This is a genomic window from Massilia sp. P1_C10, assembly GCF_056406475.1.
On record NZ_JBFUAC010000008.1, the window covers coordinates 144,186 to 166,814 of the forward strand.

Genomic DNA, 22,629 nt, shown 5'->3' on the forward strand with positions numbered 1-22,629 from the left:
CTTATCTTTCATTCATTCGGCGGACGATCTCCGCACGCAGGTTCGGCAGCAGCGCGCGCCGCGCCGCCAATATCTCTTCTTCGGTCCGGCGCACCGCCGCGCACCACACGGGGCTCGGAAAGTGCGCGTCGTCAGCGTAACGCGGAATCACGTGCCAGTGCAAATGCGGCACCACGTTGCCCAGGCTGGCGACGTTGACTTTGTGCGGCGCCATCTCGGCGCGCACGGACAGCTCGACGCGCCAGACGGCGTCGTTGATTGCCAGCCGATCGGCGTCGGCCAGGTCGCTCATCTCTTTCACGTGATCCTTCCAGATCACGCGCACGAAACCCGGATAAGTCGCGTCGTCGACCAGGATGATCGACATCTTGTCGTCGGCCCAGATGACATCGGCCTTCAGATCGCACAACTCACATCGGTCTGCCGCACCAATCATACGAGAACCCTTTCGATGCCGCCGTTGTTAGCGCGCGCGACATAGTCCGGCAGCCAGTTCTCGCCCAGCAGGTGCTTGGCAATTTCGACGACGATGTAGTCGGCGGTAGCGCCGGCGTCGTGGTTGTAGCGCGTCAGGCCCTGCAGGCACGATGGGCAGCTGGTGAGTATCTTAACCTCGCCTTCGAAGCCGTCGGCACGCAGCTTGACGGCGCCCTTCTCCATCTCGTCCTGCTTGCGGTAGCGCACCTGCGTCGCAATGTCGGGACGCGAAATGCCGAAGGTGCCCGATTCGCCGCAGCAGCGGTCGTTCTTTTCGATCTTGACGTTGTCCACGGTCGTTACCAGCGCGTTCACGGTCTTCACCGAATCCTGCAGCTTCATCGGATTGTGGCAAGGCTCGTGGTACATGTAGCGCGTGCCGTTGACACCTTCGAGCTTGACGCCCTTCTCCAGCAGGTACTCGTGGATGTCCATGATGCGGCAGCCGGGGAAGATCTTGTCGAACTCGTAGGTGGCCAGCTGGTCGTAGCAGGTGCCGCAAGAAACCAGCACCGTCTTGATGTCGAGGTAGTTCAGGGTATTCGCCATGCGGTGGAACAGCACGCGGTTATCCGTCATCATCTTGTCGGCCTTGTCGTACTGGCCGGCGCCGCGCTGCGGATAGCCGCAGCACAGGTAACCGGGCGGCAGCACGGTCTGCACGCCGACTTCCCACAGCATCGCCTGGGTCGCCAGTCCGACCTGCGAGAACAATCGCTCCGAGCCGCAGCCCGGGAAGTAGAACACCGCTTCCGTGTCGGCCGTGGTCTGCTGCGGATTGCGGATGATCGGGATGATCTTGTCGTCTTCGATATCGAGCAGTGCGCGCGCGGTCTTCTTCGGCAGGTTGCCCGGCATTTTCTTGTTGATGAAGTGGATCACCTGCTCGCGCACCGGAGGCTTGCCGGTCGACGGCGGCGGCGCCCCCACCTGCTTGTGCGCGAATTTGCGCAGCAGCGTATTGCCCATGCGCTGGGCCTTGAAACCTATGCCGACCATCGCCGCGCGCGTGGCGTTGATCGTGGTCGGGTCGGTCGCGTTCAGGAAGAACATCGCCGCCGCATTGGCCGGCTTGAAGCTCTTCTTGCCCATCTTGCGCAGCAGGTTACGCATGTTCATCGAGACGTCGCCGAAGTCGATGTTGACCGGGCACGGTGTGACGCACTTGTGGCACACGGTGCAGTGGTCGGCGACGTCCTCGAATTCTTCCCAGTGCCTGATCGAGACGCCGCGGCGGGTCTGCTCTTCGTACAGGAAGGCTTCGACCAGCAGCGAGGTGGCGAGGATCTTGTCGCGCGGCGAATACAACAGGTTCGCGCGCGGCACGTGCGTGGTGCATACCGGCTTGCACTTCCCGCAGCGCAGGCAGTCCTTGATGCTGTTGGCGATGTCGCCGATATCGCTCTGCTGCATGATCAGCGATTCGTGGCCCATCAGGCCGAACGACGGCGTGTAGGCGTTGCGCAGGTCGGCGCCGAGGCCGTCGAGGTTGAGCAGCTTGCCCTTGTTGAAGCGCCCTTCCGGATCGATGCGCAGCTTGTAGTCGCGGAATTCGCTGATCTCGTCCTCGTGCAGGAATTCGAGCTTGGTGATGCCGATGCCGTGTTCGCCGGAGATGACGCCGTCGAGCGAGCGCGCCAGCTTCATGATGCGGCCGACCGCCTGGTGCGCGTCCTGCAGCATCGCGTAGTCGTCCGAGTTGACCGGCAGGTTGGTGTGGACGTTGCCGTCGCCGGCGTGCATGTGCAGCGCGACGAACACGCGCGAGCGCAGCACCCTGGCGTGGATCGCGGCCAGCTCGTCGAGGATCGCCTTGAAGGCGGCGCCGTTGAAGATCTGGCGCACCTGCGCGCGGATCTCCTGCTTCCACGAGACGCGGATGGTGCGATCCTGGACCATGTCGAACACGGTGGCGTCGGGCTGCTCGGCCAGGCGCGCTTCGAACATCGCGTCGAGCTTTTGCAGGCCGAGCTGGTACATCTGCTCTTTCGCGTCCGCCAGCGGCTGGTCGAGGTTATCCAGCAGCCAGCGCCAGCGCGCCTCGGCTTCGGCCATCACTTCGTCGGCCTGCTGCACGCGGTCGCCCAGCATCTCGTCGGCGCCGATCGACTCGCCGCTGGCGTCGTCGCTCTTGCCGACGGGGAGGTTGCCGCCGCCGATGAAGGCGCGCAGCTGTTCCACCAGCTGCAGCTTGTTCCTGATCGACAGCTCGATGTTGATGCGCTCGATGCCGTCGGTGTATTCGCCCATGCGGTTCAGCGGGATGACGACGTCTTCGTTGATCTTGAAGGCGTTGGTGTGCTTGGCGATGGCCGCGGTGCGGGCGCGGTCGAGCCAGAACTTCTTGCGCGCCTCGGGGCTGACGGCGACAAAGCCTTCGCCGACGCGGGTGTTCGCAATGCGCACCACTTCGGAGGCGGCCAGCGCCACGGCGTTTTCGTCGTCGCCGACGATGTCGCCGAACAGCGCCATCTTCGGCAGCACCGCGCGCTTCGATTTGGTGGCGTAGCCCACCGCGCGCAGATAGCGCTCGTCGAGGTGTTCGAGGCCGGCCAGGCGCACGGTTTCGAACTGCGCGCCCTTCGCCGGCAGGCCGTCGAGGTAGTCCTTGATCTCGACGATCGACGGAATCGCGTCGCGCGCCTGGCCGAAGAATTCGAGGCAGACGGTGCGCGCGTACTTCGGCATCCGGTGCAGGATCCAGCGCGCCGACGTGATCAGGCCGTCGCAGCCTTCTTTCTGGATGCCGGGCAGGCCGGAGAGGAACTTGTCGGTGACGTCCTTGCCCAGGCCCTCCTTGCGGAACTTGCGGCCTTCGATGGTCAGGGTCTCGGTTTTGAACGGCGCGTCCTTCGACTCGCCGCGCGCGTTCGGGTGGGTCCATTCGAGCTTGAAGGTGGCCACCGGAGCGTCGTGGATCTTCGACAGGTTGTGGTCCATCCGCGTGACTTCGAGCCAGTCGCCGTTCGGGTCGACCATCTTCCACGAGGCCAGGTTGTCGAGCGCGGTGCCCCACAGGACGGCCTTCTTGCCGCCGGCGTTCATGGCGATGTTCCCGCCGATGCAGGATGCTTCGGCCGACGTCGGATCGACCGCGAACACGAAGCCGGCCTTGTCGGCGGCGTCCGAGACGCGCTTGGTGACGACGCCGGCGCCGGAGTAGATTGTCGCGTAGTCGCGGTCCACGCCCGGCAGGCGCGTCATTTCGACCGCGCCCAGGTCGATCAGTTTTTCGGTGTTGATCACGGCCGACATTGGCGTCAGCGGAATGGCGCCGCCGGTATAGCCGGTGCCGCCGCCGCGCGGGATGATGGTCAGGCCAAGCTCGATGCAGCCGGTGACCAGGCCGGCCATCTCGTCTTCGGTGTCGGGCGTGAGCACGACGAACGGGTATTCGACGCGCCAGTCGGTGGCGTCGGTCACGTGCGAGACGCGCTTGATGCCGTCGAAGCGGATGTTGTGCTTCTCGGTGTAGCGGCCCAGCACCTTGACGGCGCGCTTGCGCAGGTCGTAGGTGGCGCGGAATTCGGCGCCGAAGTCGTCGACCGCCTTGCGCGCCGCGGCCAGCAGCAGTTCCACGTTGGCGCTGCGGTTGCGGGCGATGTCGGGGTCGCCGCCCTCGTCGTCGACCGCCAGGCGGCGCTTGTCGACTTCGGCCAGGCGATGGTGCAGCGCGTCGATCAGTTCCTGGCGCCGCTTCGGGTTGTCCAGCATGTCGTCCTGCAGGTACGGGTTGCGGCGCACCACCCAGATGTCGCCCAGCACCTCGTACAGCATGCGCGCCGAGCGCCCGGTCTGGCGCGAGCCGCGCAGATCGTCGAGCAGCTGCCAGGACGATTCGCCCAGCAGGCGGATCACGATTTCACGGTCGGAGAACGAGGTGTAGTTGTAGGGGATTTCGCGCAGCCGGGTTGGTGCGGGACCGTTCGGCGTGTCGGACAGCAGCGCCTGGAGGGGGACGGGGGCGTTCATGTAGTGGTGGACTTTGTGGCTGACCCAGGGGAAATCCATTCTAGCTTATTGCGCTGCACCACGCTGGCGGGCCTTGCCATTTGCGATACTTGACTAGTCAAGTATTTGCGGACTACCCCAGCATGTGGGCGATCCGCTTCCAGAATCCGTCCGGCACGTACAGCAGCAAGGTCGTCATGCTGACGTAGCGGGCGAATTTGCCGATCGCCATGTAGATCACGCTCGGCCAGAACGGCATGTGCAGCCAGCCCGCCATCGTGCACAGCGGATCGCCGATGCCCGGCATCCAGGACAGCAGCATGGTCTTCGGGCCGTAGCGCCCCAGCCAGGCGAACCAGCGCGACTCGCGCTCCTTGGCGAACGCCACCTTGGCGCGATAGCCGATGAAGTAGTCGAGCGCGCCGCCCAGCGTGTTGCCGGCCGTGCCGACCAGGATCGCCGGCCAGAACATCGCGCCGTTGGCCTTCACGACGGCGAACACCGCCGGTTCGGAGCCGAGCGGCACCAGGGTGGCGGAAACGAAGCTGATGATGAAGATCGAAGTCAGGCCGACGGCCGGGGCGGCGATGAGCTTGAGCAGCCAGATTACTGCGGATTCGATCATTGGGGGTCTTGGGAAGCGGCGGCGCGAGTCGTCCATTATAATGAGGAAAATCCATCGCCACGACACGATACGCCCGGCCCGCTACCCGCGGCAGGCATTCGCACTGCACGCCTCGGTCATCCGCCGATAAGAACAGTCACGCATTCGCCAACGAACTTTTTGTCCGCAGACTATGACTATCGACTACCTGAAAAAAATCCTGACATCGCGCGTCTACGACGTGGCCGATGAAACGCCGCTGGAGCTGGCGCCGACGCTGTCGGAGCGCTTCGACAACCGGATCTATTTCAAGCGCGAGGACATGCAGGGCGTGTTCAGCTTCAAAGTGCGCGGCGCCTACAACAAGATGGCCAACCTGTCGCCGGCGCAGCTGAAGCGCGGCGTGATCTGCGCGTCGGCCGGCAACCACGCGCAGGGAGTGGCGCTGTCGGCCTGCAAGCTGGGCGGGCGCGCGCTGATCGTGATGCCGACCACGACCCCGCCGGTCAAGGTGGACGCGGTGCGCGCGCGCGGCGGGCCGAACGTCGAGATCGTGCTGCACGGCGACTCGTACACCGACGCCTACAACCACGCGATCACGCTGGAAAAAGAGCAGAAGCTGACCTTCGTGCACCCGTTCGACGACCCCGACGTGATCGCCGGCCAGGGCACCATCGGCATGGAGATTTTGCGCCAGCACTCAGGTCCGATCCACGCGATTTTTGTCGCGATCGGCGGCGGCGGGCTGGTGGCCGGCATCGGCGCCTACGTCAAGGAGGTGCGGCCGGACATCAAGGTGATCGGCGTGCAGACGCTGGACTCGGACGCGATGGCGCGCAGCCTGAAAACGGGCGAGCGCATCACGCTGCCGGACGTCGGCCTGTTCTCCGACGGCACCGCGGTGCGCCTGGTCGGCGAAGAGACCTTCCGCATCGCGCAGAAGGTGGTCGACGAGATCATCATCGTCGATACCGACGCGATCTGCGCGGCGATCAAGGACGTGTTCCAGGATACGCGCAGCATCCTCGAGCCGGCCGGCGCGCTGGCGGTGGCGGGCGCCAAGGCGTACGTCGAACGCTCGGCGCTGAGCCGCAACCCGATCAAGGGCGAGACGCTGGTGGCGGTGGCCGGCGGCGCCAACATGAACTTCGACCGCCTTCGTTTCGTCGCCGAGCGGGCGGAACTGGGTGAGTCGCGCGAGGCGGTATTCGCCGTGACGATCCCCGAGCAGCGCGGCAGCTTCAAGCGATTCTGCCAACTGGTGGGCCCGCGCAACGTCACCGAATTCAATTACCGCATCAGCGGCGAGGCCGACGCGCACGTGTTCGTCGGCATCCAGATCGCCAACCGCGGCGAGTCCGGCGTGCTGGCGCGCTCGTTCGAGGCGCACGATTTCCGCACGCTCGACCTGACCCACGACGAGCTGGCCAAGCTGCACATCCGCCACCTGGTCGGCGGCAAGAGCGCGCTGGCGCACGACGAGCTGCTGTATCGTTTCGAATTTCCGGAGCGGCCCGGCGCGCTGATGCGCTTCCTCGACAGCATGGCGCCGAACTGGAATATCTCGCTGTTCCATTATCGCAACCAGGGCGGCGACGTCGGCCGCATCCTGGTGGGGCTGCAGGTGCCGCCGGACGAGATGGGCCAGTTCCGCGAATTTCTCACCACGCTGGGCTATCGTTACTGGGATGAAAGCGCCAATCCCGTCTACAAGCTGTTCCTATAAAAAGGGGTCAGACCCGCCTAAAAAACGGACAAATGCCCTTTTGACTTACTAAAAAGCGGGTCTGACCCCACCGAAAGAAGTATGACTACTGTTGACCAATCGCCGCTGGGCAAAACCTCCGCCTACCAGACGCAATACGCGCCGGACTTGCTGTTCCCTATCCCGCGCCAGGGCAAGCGCGACGAATTGCAGCTGCAAGGCACCCTGCCCTTCTTCGGCGTCGATATCTGGAACGCTTACGAAATTTCGTGGCTGAACATGCGCGGCAAGCCGCAAGTCGCGATCGCGACCATCGTCGCGCCGGCCGACACGCCGAATATTATCGAGTCGAAGTCGTTCAAGCTGTATTTAAATTCGTTCAACCAGACCCGCCTGGCCAACGAGGAGGCGCTGCTCGCGCTGTTGCGCGAAGACTTGTCGGGCGGCTTCGGCGCGCCGGTGCAGGTCACGCTGACCTTGCCGGAACAGTTCGAGACGCTGAAGATGGGCGAACTCGACGGCCTGCTGCTGGACCGCCTCGACATCGAAGTCGACCAATACTCGCCGATGCCGTCGCTGTTGTCGGCCAGCCACGACGAGGCGCCGGTCGAAGAGAAGCTGGTGTCGCACCTGCTGAAGTCGAATTGCCTGGTCACCGGACAGCCGGACTGGGCCAGCGTGCAAATTCACTACATCGGCCCGCAGATCGACCAGGAGGGCCTGCTGCGCTACCTGATCGGTTTCCGCGAGCACAACGAGTTTCACGAGCAATGTGTCGAGCGCATCTTCGTCGACATCATGCGCAGCTGCAAGCCGCAAAAACTGGCTGTGTACGCCAGATATACCCGCCGCGGTGGGCTTGATATTAACCCCTGGCGTACCAACTTTACCAGTGGGCGCCCTCCCAATCTGCGTAACGCGCGTCAATAGACGTTTGACACAACTCAACGATGCCAACGCCCCGTATTGACGTTATTACCACATTGGGAATAGCGTGATCAAGGGGCGCAGGCCGTGTTGTTGAACAGTTGCGGCGCCAGAATTCGCATGCCACGGCCGGGAAACAGGCCTATAATTCTGGCTCGCAAGCACCTTTGTGCGTCGCACCATCGATGGTCTTATGACGAACCTTAGCAAAATTTTATCTCTCGAGAACGTATTGCTCGATCTCGAAGTGTCCAGCAAGAAGCGCGCTTTCGAGCAGGCAGGACTGATTTTCGAGAACAACTGCGGCATCGCCCGCTCGACCGTGTCGGACAACCTGTTCGCGCGCGAGCGCCTCGGCTCCACCGGCCTGGGCCATGGCGTCGCCGTGCCGCACGGCCGCATCAAGGGCAGCAAGAGCCTGAAGTCCCCGCTGGCCGCATTCGTGCGCCTGGCCGAACCGATCCCGTTCGAGTCCCCGGACGGCCTGCCGGTCAACCTGCTGTTTTTCCTGCTGATCCCGGACCACGTCACCCAGCAGCACCTCGAGATCCTGTCCGAGATCGCCGAAATGTTTTCCGACGACGCCATCCGCACCGCGCTGGCGACCGATCCCGATCCGAAATCGGTGCATGCGCGCATCGTCAATTGGCAACCTAGCCTGCAAGCCTTGGGTTAAACTTCCGGTGCCGGGCGCCTTGCCGCCCTTCACTTTTCAGAAGACCCGTTCATGCTGCAAACCCCGCTGACGATCCAACGGCTGTACGACGACAACCGCGAAAGCCTGCAGCTTGGCTGGTTCGCCGGCTTTCCCGGCGGTGAGCGTCTGATCTCCGGCGACGTGGCTTCGGCGGCCGACCAGGTCGGCCACCTGAACCTGATCCACCCCGGCCGCATCCAGGTGTTCGGGCACCAGGAACTCACTTACTACCACCGCCTCAAATCGAGTTCGCGCAGCCACGTCATCGGCGAGCTGATTGCGGGCGGCCCGCCGGCGCTGATCATCGCCCAGGGCCTCGACACGCCGCCCGACATCCTCGCCATCTGCGACGAGCAAAATATTCCGCTGTTCTCCACGCCGCTGCCGGCCGCGCAAGTGATCGACTACCTGCGCGTGTATTTGTCGAAGAAACTGGCGCAGCGAATCATCATGCACGGCGTGTTCATGGACGTGCTGGGCGTGGGCGTCCTGATCACCGGCGACTCGGGCCTGGGCAAGAGCGAGCTGGGTCTCGAGCTGATCTCGCGCAGCCACGGCCTGGTGGCCGACGACGCGGTGGAGTTTTCGCGCATCGCGCCGAACATGATCGAGGGACGCTGCCCCGCGCTGCTGCAAAACCTGCTCGAGGTGCGCGGGCTGGGCCTTTTGGACATCAAGGCGATCTTCGGCGAGACCGCGGTGCGGCGCAAGATGCGCCTGAAGCTGATCGTGCACCTGGTGCGGCGCAGCGCGCTGGAGGAGGAAGTCGAGCGCCTGCCGTTCATGTTCCCGACCGAGGAAGTGCTGGGCCTGCCGGTGCGCAAGGTCGTGATTCCCGTGGCGGCCGGCCGCAACATCGCGGTGCTGCTGGAGGCCGCGGTGCGGAACACGATTCTGCAACTGCGCGGCATCGACACGCTGCAGGAATTCATGGAGCGCCAGCGCCAGGCCATGAGCGGCGACTGAAACACGGCGCCAGGTCCGGCGGACCTGACCCCAAACAGCAGCTTGCGGTATCATCAATACATGCGCATCGTACTCATCACCGGTATCTCCGGCTCCGGCAAGTCCGTGGCCCTCAACGTCCTCGAAGACGGCGGCTACTACTGCGTCGACAATCTGCCGCCGGCCCTGCTGCCGCAGCTGGTCGACACCCTCCATGCCGAAGGCAGCGAAAGCCTGGCCGTCGCGGTCGACGCGCGCAGCGCCGAGTCGCTGGTCGACCTGCCCGCCAACGTGCGCATGCTGAAAGACCAGGGCCATGACGTCAAGGTGATGTTCCTCACCGCGAACACGCATTCGCTGGTGGCGCGCTTTTCCGAGACGCGCCGCAGTCATCCGCTGTCGCACGAACTACGCCCGCACGCCAATCCGGCCGCGCGCCGCACCCTGATCGAATGCATCCTGGAAGAGCGCGAGCGCCTGTCGGCGATCGAGCAGCTCGGCCACGTGATCGACACCTCCGAGCTGTCGGCGAGCAAGCTGCGCGCATGGATCAAGGAGCTGGTGGAGATCGAACGCGCGCCGCTGACGCTGTTCTTCGAATCGTTCGCCTTCAAGCTCGGTGTGCCGCTCGATGCGGACTTCGTGTTCGACGTGCGCGCGCTGCCGAACCCCTACTACGACATCACGCTGCGCCCGCTCACCGGCATGGACGCGCCGGTAATCGCCTTCCTCGACGCCCAGCCCAGCGCGGCCGAGCTGCTGGAAGACATCCGCGTCTTCATCGAAAAGTGGCTGCCGTCGTTCAAGACCGACAACCGCAGCTACCTGACCGTGGCGCTAGGCTGCACCGGCGGCCAGCACCGCTCGGTGTACATGGCCGAACGGCTCGCGGCGCATTTCAGCCCGACCGAACGGGTCGTGCTGCGCCACCGCGAACAGTCTTAATTCCCCAGGTCGCGCAGCGGGTGCGCCCGCTCCGGCCAGGGCGAGTCGAAGAAGCGCGCGACCATCTCGTCGGTCACTTCGGCCAGCGTCGGCGGATTCCATTTCGGCTCGTTGTCCTTGTCGATCGCCAGCGCGCGGATCCCTTCCAGCACTTCGCCATGCTCGAAATTGCGGCGCACCAGGATGCGCTCGAGGCGCAGGCAGTCGGCCAGGCTCATGTCCGCGCCGCGGCGCAGCAGCTCGATCGTCACGCGCATCAGCAGCGGCGAGCGCTTCTTCATCGCGGCCAGCGCCTTCTGCGCGAACACGCTGTCGTCCGACTCCAGCGACGCCATGATCGCTTCGACAGTCGGCGCGCCGAAGTGGCGGTCGATCGACGCGCGCTCCGTTTCGAGCGTGCCGACGCCTGCCGAAAACGGCGCGGCAAACTGCGTAATCGCCGCGCGCAGCTCCGCGCCTGGCGTCTCTTCGATCAGCTGCGCCAGCGCGGGCATCTGCGCCTGCGGCACGAAGGTGTCGGCCAGGCCGGCGTACAGCGCATCGGCGGCGCGCACGGTCAGGCCGGTCAGGCCAAGGTACAGGCCAAGCTTGCCCGGCGCGCGCGCCAGGAAGTAGCTGCCGCCCACATCCGGGAACAGGCCGATGTTCACCTCGGGCATGGCCAGCTTGGTGCCGTCGGTGACCACGCGCAGGCCGGTGTCCGGGCCCGCTTCGGAGATGCCAAGGCCGCCGCCCATCACCACGCCGTCCATCACCGCCACATACAGCTTCGGGTAGAAGTGGATCAGGTGGTTGAGCGTGTATTCCTCGGTGAAGAAGTCTTCCAGCGAGGCGCTGCCGCCGGTCGTCGGCAAGGTGCCGACGTCGTGGAAGTAGCGGATGTCGCCGCCGGCGCACAGCGCCTTGTCGGTGCTGCTGCGCAGGACCACGGCGTCCACCGCGGGATCGTCGCGCCACGCCAGCAGCACGTCGGACAGCGCGCGGATCATTTCCAGCGACAGCGAGTTGAGCGTGCGCGGGCGGTCCAGGGTGATGATGCCGGTGCGGTTGGCGATGCGGGTTTTGACGAAGTCGGTCATGGTCGGGATCGTGGTCGGAAAGGGCGTATTTTAACGCAGGCGCCAGATACAAAAAGGGCGCCGACGGCGCCCTCGCTTTCAGGTGATGCCGGCCTTATGCGGCGGCGGGGAGCTCCGGCTCTTGCAGATGCTTGATGGCCTGGTGGTTGTGCTCCTGCACTTGGGATTTGTATTTCATGACTTGTCGATCGAGCTTGTCGATCAGGCTGTCGATGGCAGCGTACAGGTCGTGTGACAGGCTGGCGACATTCACGGTTTTACCCGGCAGCCTCAAGTTGATCTCGGCTTTTTGCCGTTTTTCTTTTTCAGTCAGATTATCGACGGTGAGGATCACGGCGATGTCGATCACTTGATCGAAATGACGCTTCACTCGCTCCAGTTTGTTCTGTACGTATTCACGGATGGCTGGGGTCACTTCAAGATGATGTCCACTGATTGTGAGATTCATACACACTCCTTTGATGATGTCGCTACCTGTTCGTGCGTCATACGCGCAGAGGAACAGCGTGTGAGGTCGATCTACAAACTTTTACGGAGGGCCACTGGCGGTATCTTGAGCGCTTCACGGTACTTGGCGACCGTGCGTCGTGCAATAACCATCCCCTGTTCCCCCAGCATGTCTGCGATCTTACTGTCTGATAAAGGGTTTTTAGGGTCTTCGGCTCCTGTGAGTTGCACGATGAGTGCCCGTATCGCCGTGGAGGATGCTTCTCCCCCTGCTTCGGTGGCGACGTGGCTCCCAAAAAAGTATTTCAACTCAAACATACCATGCGGCGTGAGCATGTATTTTTGGGTTGTCACACGAGATATCGTACTCTCGTGTAGACCCAGTGTATCAGCAATTTCGCGCAGCACAAGTGGACGCATGGCAACCGCGCCATGGCTGAAAAAGTTCCGTTGCCGCTCGACAATCGCCTCCGCCACGCGCAGGATCGTATCGAAGCGCTGGCGCATATTCTTGATCAGCCACTTCGCTTCCTGCAGCTGCGCGCCCAGCTGGCCTTCGCCCTTGCCGTTCTTGAGCAGGTTGGCGTACATGCTGTTGACGCGCAGGCGCGGCATCACTTCCTGGTTCAGCGAGACGGTCCAGCCGTTCTTCGCGCGCCGCACGATCACGTCCGGCACCACGTAGTCGGAGGCGCCGGTGCCGAATGCCGCGCCCGGATGCGGATTGCAGTTGCGGATCACGGCCTGCGCCTCGCGCAGGTCCTCGTCGTCGCAGTCGAGGGCTTTTTTCAGCTTGTTGAAATCGCGCTGGGCGAACCAGGCCAGGTGCTTGCAGACGATGTCGAGCGCCATGCGCCGCGTGACCAGCGGCACGCCGGGCATGCGTTTGATCTGCAGCGCCAGGCATTCGGAGGCGTTGCGCGCGCCGACGCCCGCCGGGTCGAAGCTTTGCAGCAGCGACAGCGCGGTCTTCAGTTCGTCGAGGTCGAGTTCCAGCTCGGGCGGCAGGCGCTCGAGGATCTCTTCGAGCGACTCGGTCAGGTAGCCGTTGTCGTCGAGCGCGTCGATCATCAGTTCGACCAGCGCGCGGTCGCGCGTGCCCAGCATGGCCAGGCGCATCTGCTCCATCAAATGATCGCGCAGGGTGGTCGCCGACGCTTCGATCTGCGGCCGCGAATCCTCGTCGTCGGGGGTCTTGTTGCGGCCCGCCTCGCCCCAGTCCTCGCTGTCGCCGCCGGCCGCCTCGGGGGTTTCGCCGTCGCCCCCGCCCTCGCCTTCGCCGGCGCCGGGCGCCTCGCCGCTGCCCTCGCCCGGCGGCGCGTCCTGCGCGCCCGGCTCGGACGGCGCTTCGCCCGGCGACGCCGGCGTGCCGATGGCGCCATCGGCCAGCAGGCGCACCGAGTTGTCGAGCGGGTCGTCGAGGCGTTCGAGCAGCGGATTATCGGACAGCAGCTGCGTCAGTTCCTGTTGCAGCTCGAGCGTGGACAACTGCAGCAGACGGATCGACTGCTGCAGCTGCGGCGTCAGCGCGAGGTGTTGGGAAGTCCGTAGTTGCAGTGACTGTTTCATGGCTTACATGCGGAAATGTTCGCCCAGGTAGACGCGGCGCACCGATTCGTCCGCGATGATGTCGTCGGGACGTCCCGAAGCAAGCACCGCACCCTGATTGATAATATACGCGCGATCGCAGATGCCGAGCGTCTCGCGCACGTTATGGTCGGTGATCAGCACGCCGATGCCGCGCTCCTTCAGGAAGCGCACGATGCGCTGGATCTCGATCACGGCGATCGGGTCGACGCCGGCGAACGGCTCGTCGAGCAGCACGAAGCGCGGATTGGTCGCCAGCGCGCGCGCGATCTCGACGCGGCGCCGCTCGCCGCCCGACAGCGACATCGCCTGGTTCTCGCGCAGCTTCTCGATCTGCAGGTCGGCCAGCAAGGTATCGAGGCGCTCGTTGATCTGGTCCTTGGTCAGCGATTTGCCGTCGACCTTCTGCAGCTCGAGCACGGCGCGGATGTTGTCCTCCACCGTCAGCTTGCGGAACACCGAGGCCTCCTGCGGCAGGTAGGACAGGCCGAGCACCGCGCGGCGGTGGATCGGCAGGCTGGAGATATCGACGCCGGAGATGTCGATCGAGCCGGCGTCCGACGGCACCAGGCCGACGATCATGTAAAACGAGGTGGTCTTGCCGGCGCCGTTCGGGCCGAGCAGGCCGACCACTTCGCCGCATTCGACCTGCAGCGAAACGTCGCGCACCACCAGCCGCTTGCCGTAGCTCTTTTGCAGGCCGCGCACGATCAGGGTGTTACCGCAGGATTTTGTATCCATCATTGCTTTCCCGCCGGCGCCGGCGCGGACTTAACGGGAGGCTGGATCGTGATCTTGACCCGTCCGCCGCCCGGTTTCGATTCGCCGGTATTGGTGTTCTCGACCCTGGAAAATTCCTTGCGGCTGTCGTAGGAGATGAAGGCGCCTTCGACTTCGTCGGCGACCCGCGCGCCTTCCAGCTTGGTCAGCTTGGCCCGCGTGTACATCTTCAGTATCTCCGCCTTGTTGTCATACTCGATGCGCTCGGCCTCGCCCTCGACCCAGAAATCGCCGCCATCGCGCTTCTGGCGGAAGGTGGCCAGGCCGCCGGCCGACGCGGTGAACGTGACATAGCTGAACCCTTCCGGGTCGGTGCGCATGACCGCTTTACCGGCCTTCATGACCAGCGTGCCGCGCGTGAGCTGGACGTTGCCGACGAGGGTGCGGATTTGCGTGACGTCGTCCACCGACCCGGAATCGGCGGTGATCTCCGTCTTCTTGTTCGAGTCCGCGCGTTCGGCTTGGGCCATCTGGAAAGTGGCGGCCATCAGCACGATCAGCAGCAAGGTCTTTTTCATGTTGTCCTGGGTTTCTAATGTGGATTAGCGGCGCGGCGGCGGCGGAGGCAGCACGATATGCACCTTGCTGGCGATGTTCACGTGGCGCGCGGCGTTATCGGCGAACATTCCCACGCCGGTGATCGTATTGGCGCCCGAGAGCATCTCGACCGGCGCCGCGGTTTTCATCTGCTCGTCGTCCGGCAGGACGGTGAGCGCTTCGGTTTTCAGGCGCAGGCGCTGGCCTGCGGCCGACGCCGGGCGTTCGATGTTGACGTTTTCGCGCAGTTCGACGACGTTGCGCACCTGGTCGAGCCGGGCATGGTTGGCCGTGATGGTGGTCGGATGCTGCGTCTCCGACATGCTCTGCATCACCGGCCCCTCGACGTCGGACACGTCGTTGTCGGGACGGTGCGTCAGCTTGTCGCCAGAAATGATGTAGCGCGGCTTGCCGGCCGGCGTCATGCGCACGAAGCTGAACTTCTCGACAGTGTAGTCGGGCTCGCCCTTGAGCGGATCGGACGCCTTGCCGATGTCGCCGCCGTTGATCACCTGAACCAGCCAGAAGCTGCCCAGCGCGAGCACCACGCCGCCGATCAGCATTCCGCCGACCTGCCAGCGATGCGCGGTGCGCTTGTGGTTGGCGCGGCTCATCGCGCTATGCGAAATACGGCGCCAGCGCCGCGTCGTAGTTGCCCTGCGCGCGCATGACCATGTCGCACACCTCGCGCACGGCGCCGCGTCCGCCCGGCGCGCGGGTGACGTAATGGGCGCGGTGCTGCACTTCGGGATGGCCGCTCGGCACAGTGACGGCGAAGCCGACCTTGCGCAGCAGCGGCAGGTCGATCACGTCGTCGCCGATGTAGCCGCACTGCTCCGCCGTGAAGCCGGTGGTCTCTAGCAGGTCGGCGAAGGCCACGCGCTTGTCGTGCGTGCCCTGGTAGACGTGCATGATCTTCAGGTCGGCGGCGCGGCGGATCACCACCGGCGACTTGCGCGCGCTGATGATGGCGACCTGCACGCCGGTCTTTTGCAGCAGTTCGATGCCCAGGCCGTCCATCACGTTGAAGGTCTTGGTCACTTCGCCGTGCTCGCCGTAGGTCAGGCTGCCGTCGGTCAGCACGCCGTCGACGTCGAGGATCAGCACCTTGATGGCGGCGGCGCGGCGGATGTGGTCGAGCGTGGTGTCGGTCATCAGATCACCTTCGCGCGGGTCAGGTCGTGGATGTGCAGCGCGCCGACCAGCTTGTCGTTGGCGTCGACCACCAGCATCTGGTTGATGCGGAATTCTTCCATGATCGCGACCGCATCGACCGCCAGCTGCTCGGGATGGATGCGGCGCGGGTTGGCGTGCATCACGTCGCGCATGGTGATCCTGGTGAAGTCCTGGACCTTCTCGATCATGCGGCGCAGGTCGCCGTCGGTGAACACGCCGACCGGGCGGCCGGCGTCGTCGACGACGGCGGTCATGCCCATGCCCTTCTGGGTGATCTCGAGCAGCGCGGCCGGCAGCAGCGCGTCGGCGGTCACTTTCGGCACGTCGTCGCCGCTGCGCATGACGTCGCGCACGTGGGTCAGCAGGCGCCGGCCCAGCGCGCCGCCCGGATGCGAGCGGGCGAAATCTTCTTCCTTGAAGCCGCGCGCGTCGAGCAGCGCGACGGCCAGGGCGTCGCCCAGCGCCAGCGTGACGGTGGTGCTGGCGGTCGGCGCCAGGTTCATCGGGCAGGCTTCCTTGGCCACCGAGATGTCGAGGTGGACGTCGGCCAGCTGCGCCAGGCTCGAATTGGGCTTGCCGGTCATCGAGATCAGCGGCGCGCCCATGCGCTTGACGATCGGCAGGATCGCCATCAGTTCGGCCGCTTCGCCGGAGTAGGAAATGGCGATGAAGGCGTCCTGCGGCGTGACCATGCCGAGGTCGCCGTGGGCCGCTTCGGCCGGGTGCACGAACATCGCCGGGGTGCCGGTCGAGGCCAGCGTGGCGGCGATCTTGCGGCCGATGTGGCCCGATTTGCCGATCCCCGACACCACCACGCGGCCGGTGCAGGCCAGCAGCAGTCCGACCGCATGGCCGACGCTGTCGTCCGTCGCCAGGCGCTGGTGCAGCGCGCGGATCGCGTCGCCCTCGATCTCGAGGGTCTCGCGGGCGAGCTCCATCGAGCGGCGGGTCAGGTTTTCGTCAAAAGCTTTCAACATTGTTTTTTCATCGGTTACACTCGTTCCAGCAGTATAAACGAATTGGGAAAGCAAAAAACTTGCCAGTCACAATTAAACACAATTTCGCCACGGCGGCGGGCGGTCCATGGTTTCAGGATTAGAACTCACATTACTGCTATTGGGCAGCGCCGTACTGGGCGTGGTGGCGTTCCGCATGCTGCACCTGCCGCCGATGCTGGGCTACCTGGCGGTCGGCATCCTGATCGGCCCGCACGCCATGGGGATGGCGGAAAACGACGCCACCACCCACGCGCTGGCCGAATTCGGCGTTGTATTTTTGATGTTTTCGATCGGGCTGGAGTTTTCGCTGTCGCAGCTGAAGGCGATGCGCTCGATCGTGTTCGGGCTGGGCATGGCGCAGGTGGTGCTGACCATCGCCGCCACCATGCTGTTCGGCTGGGTCATCGCCACCCAGCTGCCGCCGTCCATCCACATCAGCTGGCAGGCCTCGTTCGCGCTGGGCGGCGCGCTGGCGATGTCGTCGACCGCGATCGTCTCCAAGATGCTCACCGAGCGGCTGGAACTGGAAAGCCCGCACGGGCGCCGCATCATCGGCATCCTGCTGTTCCAGGACCTGGCTGTGGTGCCGCTGCTGATCCTGATTCCGTCGCTGGCGCAGGATCCGGCCAAGCTGGCCACCACCCTGGCCTGGGCCAGCTTCAAGGCCGTCATCGTGCTGGTGCTGCTGCTGTTCTTCGGCCAGAAGCTGATGCGCAAGTGGTTCACGCTGGTGGTCAAGCGCCGCTCGCAGGAGCTGTTCATGCTCAACCTCCTGCTGGTGGTGATGGGCGCGGCATGGATCACCGAGAAGGCTGGCCTGTCGCTGGCGCTCGGCGCCTTCGTGGCCGGCATGCTGGTCTCCGAGACCCAGTACAAGCACCAGGTGGAAGAAGACATCAAGCCGTTCCGCGACGTGCTGCTCGGGCTCTTCTTCATCACCGTCGGCATGCTGCTCAATATCCGTCTGGTGATCGAGAACTGGTGGATCGTGCTGATCCTGCTGGCCGGCCCGGTGCTGCTCAAGTTCGCGCTGATCGCGCTGCTGGCCAAGCTGTTCGGCGCTTCCGACGGCGTGTCGATGCGCACCGGCCTGGCGCTGGCGCAGGCCGGCGAGTTCGGCTTCGTGCTGCTCAATCTAGTGGCAGGCGCGCACCTGATGGACCCGTTCATCATCCAGCTCGTGCTGGCCTCGATGGTGCTGTCGATGCTGGTGGCGCCGTTCATCATCGCCAAGTCCGACCAGATCGTGATGAAGGTCGCCACCAACGAGTGGATGATGCAGTCGCTGCAGCTGACGCAGATCGCTAGCCGCACGATGGCGCTGCAGAAGCACGTGATCGTGGCCGGTTTCGGGCGCAGCGGGCAAAGCCTGGCGACCTTGCTGGGCGAGGAAAAAGTCGCCTACCAGGCGCTCGACCTCGATCCGGAGCGGGTGCAGGAGGCGCAGACGGCCGGCGCCAACGTGGCGTACGGCGACGCCGGGCGGCGCGAGAGCCTGGTCGCCGCGGGTATCTACCGGGCCAGCGCGCTGGTGATCACGTATGCGGACACGCCGTCGGCGCTGAAGGTGCTGAACCTGGTGCAGGAGCTGGCGCCGACCCTGCACGTGATCGTGCGCAGCCATGACGACACCGATCTCGACCTGCTCAAGCGGGCCGGCGCGGCGGAAGTGGTTCCGGAGGCGCTCGAGGGCAGCCTGATGCTGGCGTCGCACGCGCTGGTGATGATGGGGGTGCCGCTGCGGCGCGTGGTGCACCGGGTGCAGAGCGCGCGCGACGAGCGCTATTCATCGCTGCGCGGGTACTTCCACGGCGCCAGCGACGCGTCGGACGATCCGGAGCACATGTACGTGCGGCTGCACTCGGTGATCCTGCGCGACGACGCCGGCTCGGTCGGCAAGCGCATCGAGCAGCTGGAGCTGGACGACGTGGGGGCGGAAGTGACCATCATCCGGCGCGGCAAGGAGCGCATCGACGTGACGCCGCACACCTTGCTCAATGCGGGCGATGTGGTGGTGCTGCGCGGGTCGGGCGATGCGGTGACGCGGGCCGAGGGCCGGCTGTTGCAATAAGGACGCTGATTCCGCTTTGCTGCGGCCGCGGACCAACATCAGGGGTCAGGTCCGCCGGACCTGACCCCGAACTTGCCGGCGCCGCGGATTATTCGTCGAAGCTGACGACCTTGTTGCGGCCGGCCTCTTTGGCCTGGTACAGCGCCGAATCGGCCTGCGCCACCAGCTCCTGCGCCACGCCTTCGATCGCGTGGTCGCGCTCGAAATCGTCCAGCGTGGCCACCCCGATCGACACCGAAATCGGCAGCTTCTCGCCGGTCGACAGCTCGAACGGCGTGTTGGCCACGCTGGCGCGGATCCGCTGCGCGCAGATCGCCGCGCTCTCGACGTCGGCGTCCACCAGCACCACCACGAATTCCTCGCCGCCAAAGCGCCCCAGCGCGTCCGACAGGCGCAGTTCGGCCTTGATGCGCGCCGCCACCTCGCGCAGCACCTCGTCGCCGCCCTGGTGGCCGACGTTGTCGTTGACCGCCTTGAAATGGTCGATGTCGATGTACATGCACGACACCCGGTAGGCCTGGCGGCGCGCGCGGCCGATCTCCTCCAGCAGGCGGCGGTCCATATAGCGCCGGTTGTACACGCCGGTCAGCGAATCGGTCAGGCCTATATACTTGAGCATCTCGTTGCTGATGACGTTTTCGAGGCAGATCGCGATGATCGACGCCATGTGCTCGATGAAGTCGGTGCCCAGCGCCGGCGTGAAGCGCGACGGGTCGGCGCTGCCCAGATTGAGGCTGCCGATGATGCGCCGGTTGCGCATCAGCGGCACCAGCGCGACGCTTTGCAGGCCGGCCGGCGCCTGCGGGAACATCGTGTGGTGCATGCGCGGCACCCAGGGCCCCATCAGCGGCTTGGGCTGCTCCGCCTTCGACGGCCCGAAGCCGAGCGCGCCGGCGCTGTCGACGAACACCAGGTGCGGGAAGCCGGCGAAATCGACGCCCAGCCGCTGCATCACGGTCTGGATGTCGGCCTCGGGATCGACCAGGCACAGGGTGACGATGTCGAGGTCCGAGATGATCGGCAGCGTGCGGAAAATCGTGCCGACCAGCTCGGGGAAGGTGGCGGCGCCGACGATCTCGAGGTCGAATGCCTGGTGGCGGCACATGATCGAGTGATTGCGTTCGGCCTGCTCCATCAGGTAGTCCATGCGCGCGCGCAGGGACTCGTTTTCGGCTTGCAGTTCTCGCGGCGAGGCGCCCGGCTCAGACATAACGCTCCTGACTCGATCTTGTTGGATAGCGGATTTTCCCGCAATTATCGCAACCTTACGCGATCTTTCCGGAATTGCCCACCCCTGCCTGGTTCAAAACGCCAGCGCGACGTCCACCTGCTGGCCGACCCTGAGCAACGTGCCCGCGACGGCGCTGACGATGCAGTTCATGCCGACGCAGACCGCGTCGTCCAGTTGCGGCTTGCGCCGGTACGATTGCAGGACATCGAGCGGATCCGGGCCCGGAACGCCGGTGGCCTGGTCGATCGACGGGATCGGGCAGCGCGGGCAAGGCTTCACCGGCCTGATTTCGGCGTCGCCGAAGCGAAGCGATTCGCAATAATCCTCTTCGAAGGCGCCGATGCCGTCGACCACCAGGTTCGGGCGGAAGCGGTTCATGGGCAGCGCCTGGCGGCCGGCCGCTGTCAGCTTCTCGTTGATGTCGGCCAGCGAGGCGGCGCCTATCAGCAGCAGCGGATAGCCGTCGGCGAAGCGCGTCGGCGCGGCGACGCCGCCGGTCCATTTGGTGCCGGTCCAGCGCCGCGCGGCGGTCGGGAAATGCACCAGCCGGCACGGCGCGCCGATCGCTTCGGAGAACCACGCCGCGCTGGCGTCGCCGCAGTCCTCGGCCTGCACGCCGTCGTCCCAGATGGTGACGGCGCGCGCGGGCCCAGCGGACGGCGCAAGTGTGTGGGTCGCCATGCCTGGAGCGGACAGTTCCAGCGTTCCGTTCGCAACGCGCGGCCCGATCAGCGCCATGCGAGGATGTTCGCGCTGGGTGAGGAACTGGCCGCGTTCGTCCACCACCATCCATTCGCGATCGCACACGCCCTCCACTTGCAGGCCGGCTTCGGCCAGCACCGCTTCGGGCACCGAAATGCCGGCGCAGGATTTGACGGGATAGAAAATGAGTTCGGACAGAATGGCCATGACGCGTCGATGCTGCAAATTGGGATGCGACCAGTATCGCAGATGGCAGGCGCCGGCGACAACTGCCTAGTCGGCAGACGGCATGCGCAGCAGGCGTTCCGCAAGTCGTCCGAACGGCGGGTACAGCCAGCGCGCGAAACTGAACCCGGCCTGGCGGAACACCGGCTTCGCATGGCTGAAGGTGCGAAAGCCGTCCTGCCCGTGGTAACAGCCCATTCCGGAAGCGCCGACGCCGCCGAAAGGCAGGCTGTCCTGCCCCATGTGCATCAAAGTGTCGTTGACCGTCACGCCGCCCGATACCGTGCCGTCGACTACGCGCCGGATGGTCGCCGGGTCGGACTCGAACAAGTACAGCGCCAGTGGGCGAGGACGCGCGTTGATCCAGGCCAGCGCCTCTTCGAGGTCGTCGTAGGCGACTACCGGCAGGATCGGACCGAAAATCTCTTCCTCCAGCACGCGGCTGCCGGCCGCGCAATCGTTCAGCAGCACCGGCGCGAAGAGCCGCTGGCCGGCGTCGCTGCGCATGGCGGTCAGCGCGGTGGCGCTGGCGCCGCGCGCCACTGCGTCGTCGAGCAGCGCCTGCAGCCGTTCGAAATGTCGCTGCGAGATGATGCTGGTGTAGTCGCGCGCGGACCCGCCGGGATAGAAACCGGCGGCGGCGCGGCGAGCGGCATCGGTGAACTGCGCCAGGAGCGCGCGCGGCACGAAAACGTAGTCGGGCGCGATGCAGGTCTGGCCCGCGTTGAAGGCTTTGCCGATCACCAGCCGCTGCACCATGCGGTCGAAGCTGGCGGCCGGAATCCGGCCCGGTCCAATGATGGCCGGCGACTTCCCGCCCAGTTCGAGCGTCACCGGCGTCAGATTTTCGCTGGCGGCGCGCATCACGTCGTGGCCGACCGCGGTGGAGCCGGTAAACAGCAGATGATCGAACGGCAGCGCGCAGAAGCGCCGCGCCAGGTCGGCATCGCCGTTGAACACCCGCAGCTCGTCTTCGGCAAAGCTGGCGGCAATCAGGCGCGCCAGCAGTTCGCCGAAACGCGGCGTCAGTTCCGACAGCTTGACCATCGCGCGGTTGCCCGCCACCAGCGCGGAGTTGAGCGGCCCGAACGACAGCCCCAGCGGGTAATTCCAGGGCGTCACGATGCCGCACACGCCAAGCGGCTGCGGTTCCAGCGATGCCCTGCCCGGCAGGTATTTGTAGCCGACCGGTCGGCGGCGCGCGCGCATCCACGACTGGCCGTGGCGCAGCGAGTGGTTAATGGCGTCGATCTGCGGATTAATCTCCAGCAGTTCGGTCTCGTGACGCGAGCGCTGGCCGAAATCGGCGCTGATGGCGGCGGCAAGGGCGCCGCGGTGATCCAGCAAGATCTGGCGCAGGCGGCGCAGCCGGTCGGCGCGCAACGCCCAGGGGACGGGCGCCGGCGCGCGCGAGGCGGAGCGCTGGGCGGCGAAGGTAGCGGAGAGGTCGATCGGGTCGGGAGCCATAAGCTATTGTAATGCCACTGCGCAATTTGACCGCAGGCCAGAGTCCGGGGTCAGGTCCGACGGACCCGACCCCGGTGT

The 22,629-nt window shown here is 65.2% G+C and carries 20 protein-coding genes; 6 read left to right on the forward strand and 14 right to left on the reverse strand.

Features of this window, described 5'->3' with window-relative positions:
* Position 1: 1 nt before the first annotated feature.
* From AC1D02_RS17595 to AC1D02_RS17605, 3 genes are all read right to left on the reverse strand, one after another.
* Positions 2 to 436, reverse strand: a complete 435-nt coding sequence (locus AC1D02_RS17595) for an HIT family protein (RefSeq protein WP_477319208.1) — start codon at positions 434 to 436, stop codon at positions 2 to 4.
* Positions 433 to 4,449: a DUF3683 domain-containing protein gene (locus tag AC1D02_RS17600; RefSeq protein WP_477319383.1), complete on the reverse strand. Its 4,017-nt coding sequence runs from the start codon at positions 4,447 to 4,449 to the stop codon at positions 433 to 435. Before AC1D02_RS17600 ends, AC1D02_RS17595 begins: the two co-directional genes overlap by 4 nt.
* A 112-nt stretch (positions 4,450 to 4,561) precedes the next feature.
* Positions 4,562 to 5,053, reverse strand: a complete 492-nt coding sequence (locus AC1D02_RS17605; protein WP_477319210.1) for a YqaA family protein — start codon at positions 5,051 to 5,053, stop codon at positions 4,562 to 4,564.
* 142 nt (positions 5,054 to 5,195) lie between these two features.
* On the opposite strand from AC1D02_RS17605, the gene ilvA reads away from it, so the two are divergent.
* From ilvA to rapZ, 5 genes are all read left to right on the forward strand, one after another.
* A complete protein-coding gene (ilvA, locus tag AC1D02_RS17610; RefSeq protein WP_477319385.1) occupies positions 5,196 to 6,758 on the forward strand; it encodes a threonine ammonia-lyase, biosynthetic in 1,563 nt (520 codons plus the stop codon).
* Positions 6,759 to 6,839: 81 nt separating this feature from the next.
* Complete coding sequence (gene queF / locus AC1D02_RS17615; RefSeq protein ID WP_477319212.1) at positions 6,840 to 7,667, forward strand: NADPH-dependent 7-cyano-7-deazaguanine reductase QueF; 828 nt, start codon at positions 6,840 to 6,842, stop codon at positions 7,665 to 7,667.
* A gap of 190 nt (positions 7,668 to 7,857) precedes the next feature.
* Positions 7,858 to 8,340, forward strand: a complete 483-nt coding sequence (locus tag AC1D02_RS17620) for a PTS sugar transporter subunit IIA (RefSeq protein WP_477319214.1) — start codon at positions 7,858 to 7,860, stop codon at positions 8,338 to 8,340.
* Positions 8,341 to 8,391: 51 nt separating this feature from the next.
* Entirely contained in the window at positions 8,392 to 9,327 is a 936-nt protein-coding gene (gene hprK, locus AC1D02_RS17625; RefSeq protein WP_305507922.1) for an HPr(Ser) kinase/phosphatase, read from the forward strand.
* Positions 9,328 to 9,387: 60 nt separating this feature from the next.
* A complete protein-coding gene (gene rapZ / locus AC1D02_RS17630) occupies positions 9,388 to 10,251 on the forward strand; it encodes an RNase adapter RapZ (protein ID WP_477319217.1) in 864 nt (287 codons plus the stop codon).
* On the opposite strand, the gene AC1D02_RS17635 is transcribed toward rapZ, so the two are convergent.
* The 8 genes from AC1D02_RS17635 to AC1D02_RS17670 form a co-directional block, all read right to left on the reverse strand.
* Positions 10,248 to 11,330 carry an enoyl-CoA hydratase/isomerase family protein gene (locus tag AC1D02_RS17635; RefSeq protein WP_477319219.1) on the reverse strand — a complete coding sequence of 361 codons (1,083 nt, stop codon included), beginning with the start codon at positions 11,328 to 11,330 and terminating at the stop codon, positions 10,248 to 10,250. The genes rapZ and AC1D02_RS17635 overlap by 4 nt on opposite strands.
* A gap of 94 nt (positions 11,331 to 11,424) precedes the next feature.
* Positions 11,425 to 11,778 (reverse strand): ribosome hibernation-promoting factor, HPF/YfiA family, encoded by a 354-nt coding sequence (gene hpf, locus AC1D02_RS17640; protein WP_477319221.1) that lies wholly within the window; start codon positions 11,776 to 11,778, stop codon positions 11,425 to 11,427.
* 71 nt (positions 11,779 to 11,849) lie between these two features.
* The gene (locus AC1D02_RS17645; RefSeq protein ID WP_477319223.1) at positions 11,850 to 13,346 is read right to left on the reverse strand and encodes an RNA polymerase factor sigma-54; all 1,497 of its coding nucleotides are present in this window, start codon (positions 13,344 to 13,346) and stop codon (positions 11,850 to 11,852) included.
* 3 nt (positions 13,347 to 13,349) lie between these two features.
* Positions 13,350 to 14,105, reverse strand: a complete 756-nt coding sequence (lptB, locus tag AC1D02_RS17650; RefSeq protein WP_477319387.1) for an LPS export ABC transporter ATP-binding protein — start codon at positions 14,103 to 14,105, stop codon at positions 13,350 to 13,352.
* A complete protein-coding gene (lptA, locus tag AC1D02_RS17655; RefSeq protein ID WP_477319225.1) occupies positions 14,105 to 14,662 on the reverse strand; it encodes a lipopolysaccharide transport periplasmic protein LptA in 558 nt (185 codons plus the stop codon). The genes lptB and lptA overlap by 1 nt, the downstream gene beginning before the upstream one ends.
* A 24-nt stretch (positions 14,663 to 14,686) precedes the next feature.
* On the reverse strand, positions 14,687 to 15,295 hold the full coding sequence (gene lptC / locus AC1D02_RS17660) for an LPS export ABC transporter periplasmic protein LptC (protein ID WP_477319227.1): 609 nt from the start codon (positions 15,293 to 15,295) through the stop codon (positions 14,687 to 14,689).
* 4 nt (positions 15,296 to 15,299) lie between these two features.
* The gene (locus AC1D02_RS17665; RefSeq protein WP_477319229.1) at positions 15,300 to 15,836 is read right to left on the reverse strand and encodes a KdsC family phosphatase; all 537 of its coding nucleotides are present in this window, start codon (positions 15,834 to 15,836) and stop codon (positions 15,300 to 15,302) included.
* Positions 15,836 to 16,834 (reverse strand): KpsF/GutQ family sugar-phosphate isomerase, encoded by a 999-nt coding sequence (locus AC1D02_RS17670; RefSeq protein WP_477319231.1) that lies wholly within the window; start codon positions 16,832 to 16,834, stop codon positions 15,836 to 15,838. The genes AC1D02_RS17665 and AC1D02_RS17670 overlap by 1 nt, the downstream gene beginning before the upstream one ends.
* A 106-nt stretch (positions 16,835 to 16,940) precedes the next feature.
* Here AC1D02_RS17670 and AC1D02_RS17675 point away from each other — a divergent pair, with 106 nt between their 5' ends.
* Positions 16,941 to 18,926, forward strand: a complete 1,986-nt coding sequence (locus tag AC1D02_RS17675; protein WP_477319233.1) for a monovalent cation:proton antiporter family protein — start codon at positions 16,941 to 16,943, stop codon at positions 18,924 to 18,926.
* Between the two features lie 88 nt (positions 18,927 to 19,014).
* On the opposite strand, the gene AC1D02_RS17680 is transcribed toward AC1D02_RS17675, so the two are convergent.
* The 3 genes from AC1D02_RS17680 to AC1D02_RS17690 all read right to left on the reverse strand — a co-directional run bounded on the left by AC1D02_RS17680 (position 19,015) and on the right by AC1D02_RS17690 (position 22,551).
* Positions 19,015 to 20,136: a GGDEF domain-containing protein gene (locus tag AC1D02_RS17680; protein ID WP_477319235.1), complete on the reverse strand. Its 1,122-nt coding sequence runs from the start codon at positions 20,134 to 20,136 to the stop codon at positions 19,015 to 19,017.
* Positions 20,137 to 20,229: 93 nt separating this feature from the next.
* On the reverse strand, positions 20,230 to 21,066 hold the full coding sequence (locus tag AC1D02_RS17685; protein WP_477319237.1) for an MOSC domain-containing protein: 837 nt from the start codon (positions 21,064 to 21,066) through the stop codon (positions 20,230 to 20,232).
* Between the two features lie 66 nt (positions 21,067 to 21,132).
* Complete coding sequence (locus AC1D02_RS17690) at positions 21,133 to 22,551, reverse strand: coniferyl aldehyde dehydrogenase (RefSeq protein WP_477319239.1); 1,419 nt, start codon at positions 22,549 to 22,551, stop codon at positions 21,133 to 21,135.
* Between the last annotated feature and the right edge of the window lie 78 nt (positions 22,552 to 22,629).

Bases quoted from the DNA above. Each gene is read 5' to 3' on its own strand.
- AC1D02_RS17645 (WP_477319223.1), bottom strand. From the start codon at position 13,346: ATGAAACAGTCACTGCAACTACGGACTTCCCAACACCTCGCGCTGACG.
- AC1D02_RS17595 (WP_477319208.1), bottom strand. From the start codon at position 436: ATGATTGGTGCGGCAGACCGATGTGAGTTGTGCGATCTGAAGGCCGAT.
- hprK (WP_305507922.1), top strand. From the start codon at position 8,392: ATGCTGCAAACCCCGCTGACGATCCAACGGCTGTACGACGACAACCGC.
- queF (WP_477319212.1), top strand. From the start codon at position 6,840: ATGACTACTGTTGACCAATCGCCGCTGGGCAAAACCTCCGCCTACCAG.
- lptC (WP_477319227.1), bottom strand. From the start codon at position 15,295: ATGAGCCGCGCCAACCACAAGCGCACCGCGCATCGCTGGCAGGTCGGC.
- lptA (WP_477319225.1), bottom strand. From the start codon at position 14,662: ATGAAAAAGACCTTGCTGCTGATCGTGCTGATGGCCGCCACTTTCCAG.
- AC1D02_RS17685 (WP_477319237.1), bottom strand. From the start codon at position 21,066: ATGGCCATTCTGTCCGAACTCATTTTCTATCCCGTCAAATCCTGCGCC.
- AC1D02_RS17675 (WP_477319233.1), top strand. From the start codon at position 16,941: ATGGTTTCAGGATTAGAACTCACATTACTGCTATTGGGCAGCGCCGTA.
- AC1D02_RS17670 (WP_477319231.1), bottom strand. From the start codon at position 16,834: ATGTTGAAAGCTTTTGACGAAAACCTGACCCGCCGCTCGATGGAGCTC.
- AC1D02_RS17680 (WP_477319235.1), bottom strand. From the start codon at position 20,136: ATGTCTGAGCCGGGCGCCTCGCCGCGAGAACTGCAAGCCGAAAACGAG.
- lptB (WP_477319387.1), bottom strand. From the start codon at position 14,105: ATGGATACAAAATCCTGCGGTAACACCCTGATCGTGCGCGGCCTGCAA.
- rapZ (WP_477319217.1), top strand. From the start codon at position 9,388: ATGCGCATCGTACTCATCACCGGTATCTCCGGCTCCGGCAAGTCCGTG.
- AC1D02_RS17690 (WP_477319239.1), bottom strand. From the start codon at position 22,551: ATGGCTCCCGACCCGATCGACCTCTCCGCTACCTTCGCCGCCCAGCGC.
- AC1D02_RS17605 (WP_477319210.1), bottom strand. From the start codon at position 5,053: ATGATCGAATCCGCAGTAATCTGGCTGCTCAAGCTCATCGCCGCCCCG.
- AC1D02_RS17635 (WP_477319219.1), bottom strand. From the start codon at position 11,330: ATGACCGACTTCGTCAAAACCCGCATCGCCAACCGCACCGGCATCATC.
- AC1D02_RS17665 (WP_477319229.1), bottom strand. From the start codon at position 15,836: ATGACCGACACCACGCTCGACCACATCCGCCGCGCCGCCGCCATCAAG.
- hpf (WP_477319221.1), bottom strand. From the start codon at position 11,778: ATGAATCTCACAATCAGTGGACATCATCTTGAAGTGACCCCAGCCATC.
- AC1D02_RS17620 (WP_477319214.1), top strand. From the start codon at position 7,858: ATGACGAACCTTAGCAAAATTTTATCTCTCGAGAACGTATTGCTCGAT.
- AC1D02_RS17600 (WP_477319383.1), bottom strand. From the start codon at position 4,449: ATGAACGCCCCCGTCCCCCTCCAGGCGCTGCTGTCCGACACGCCGAAC.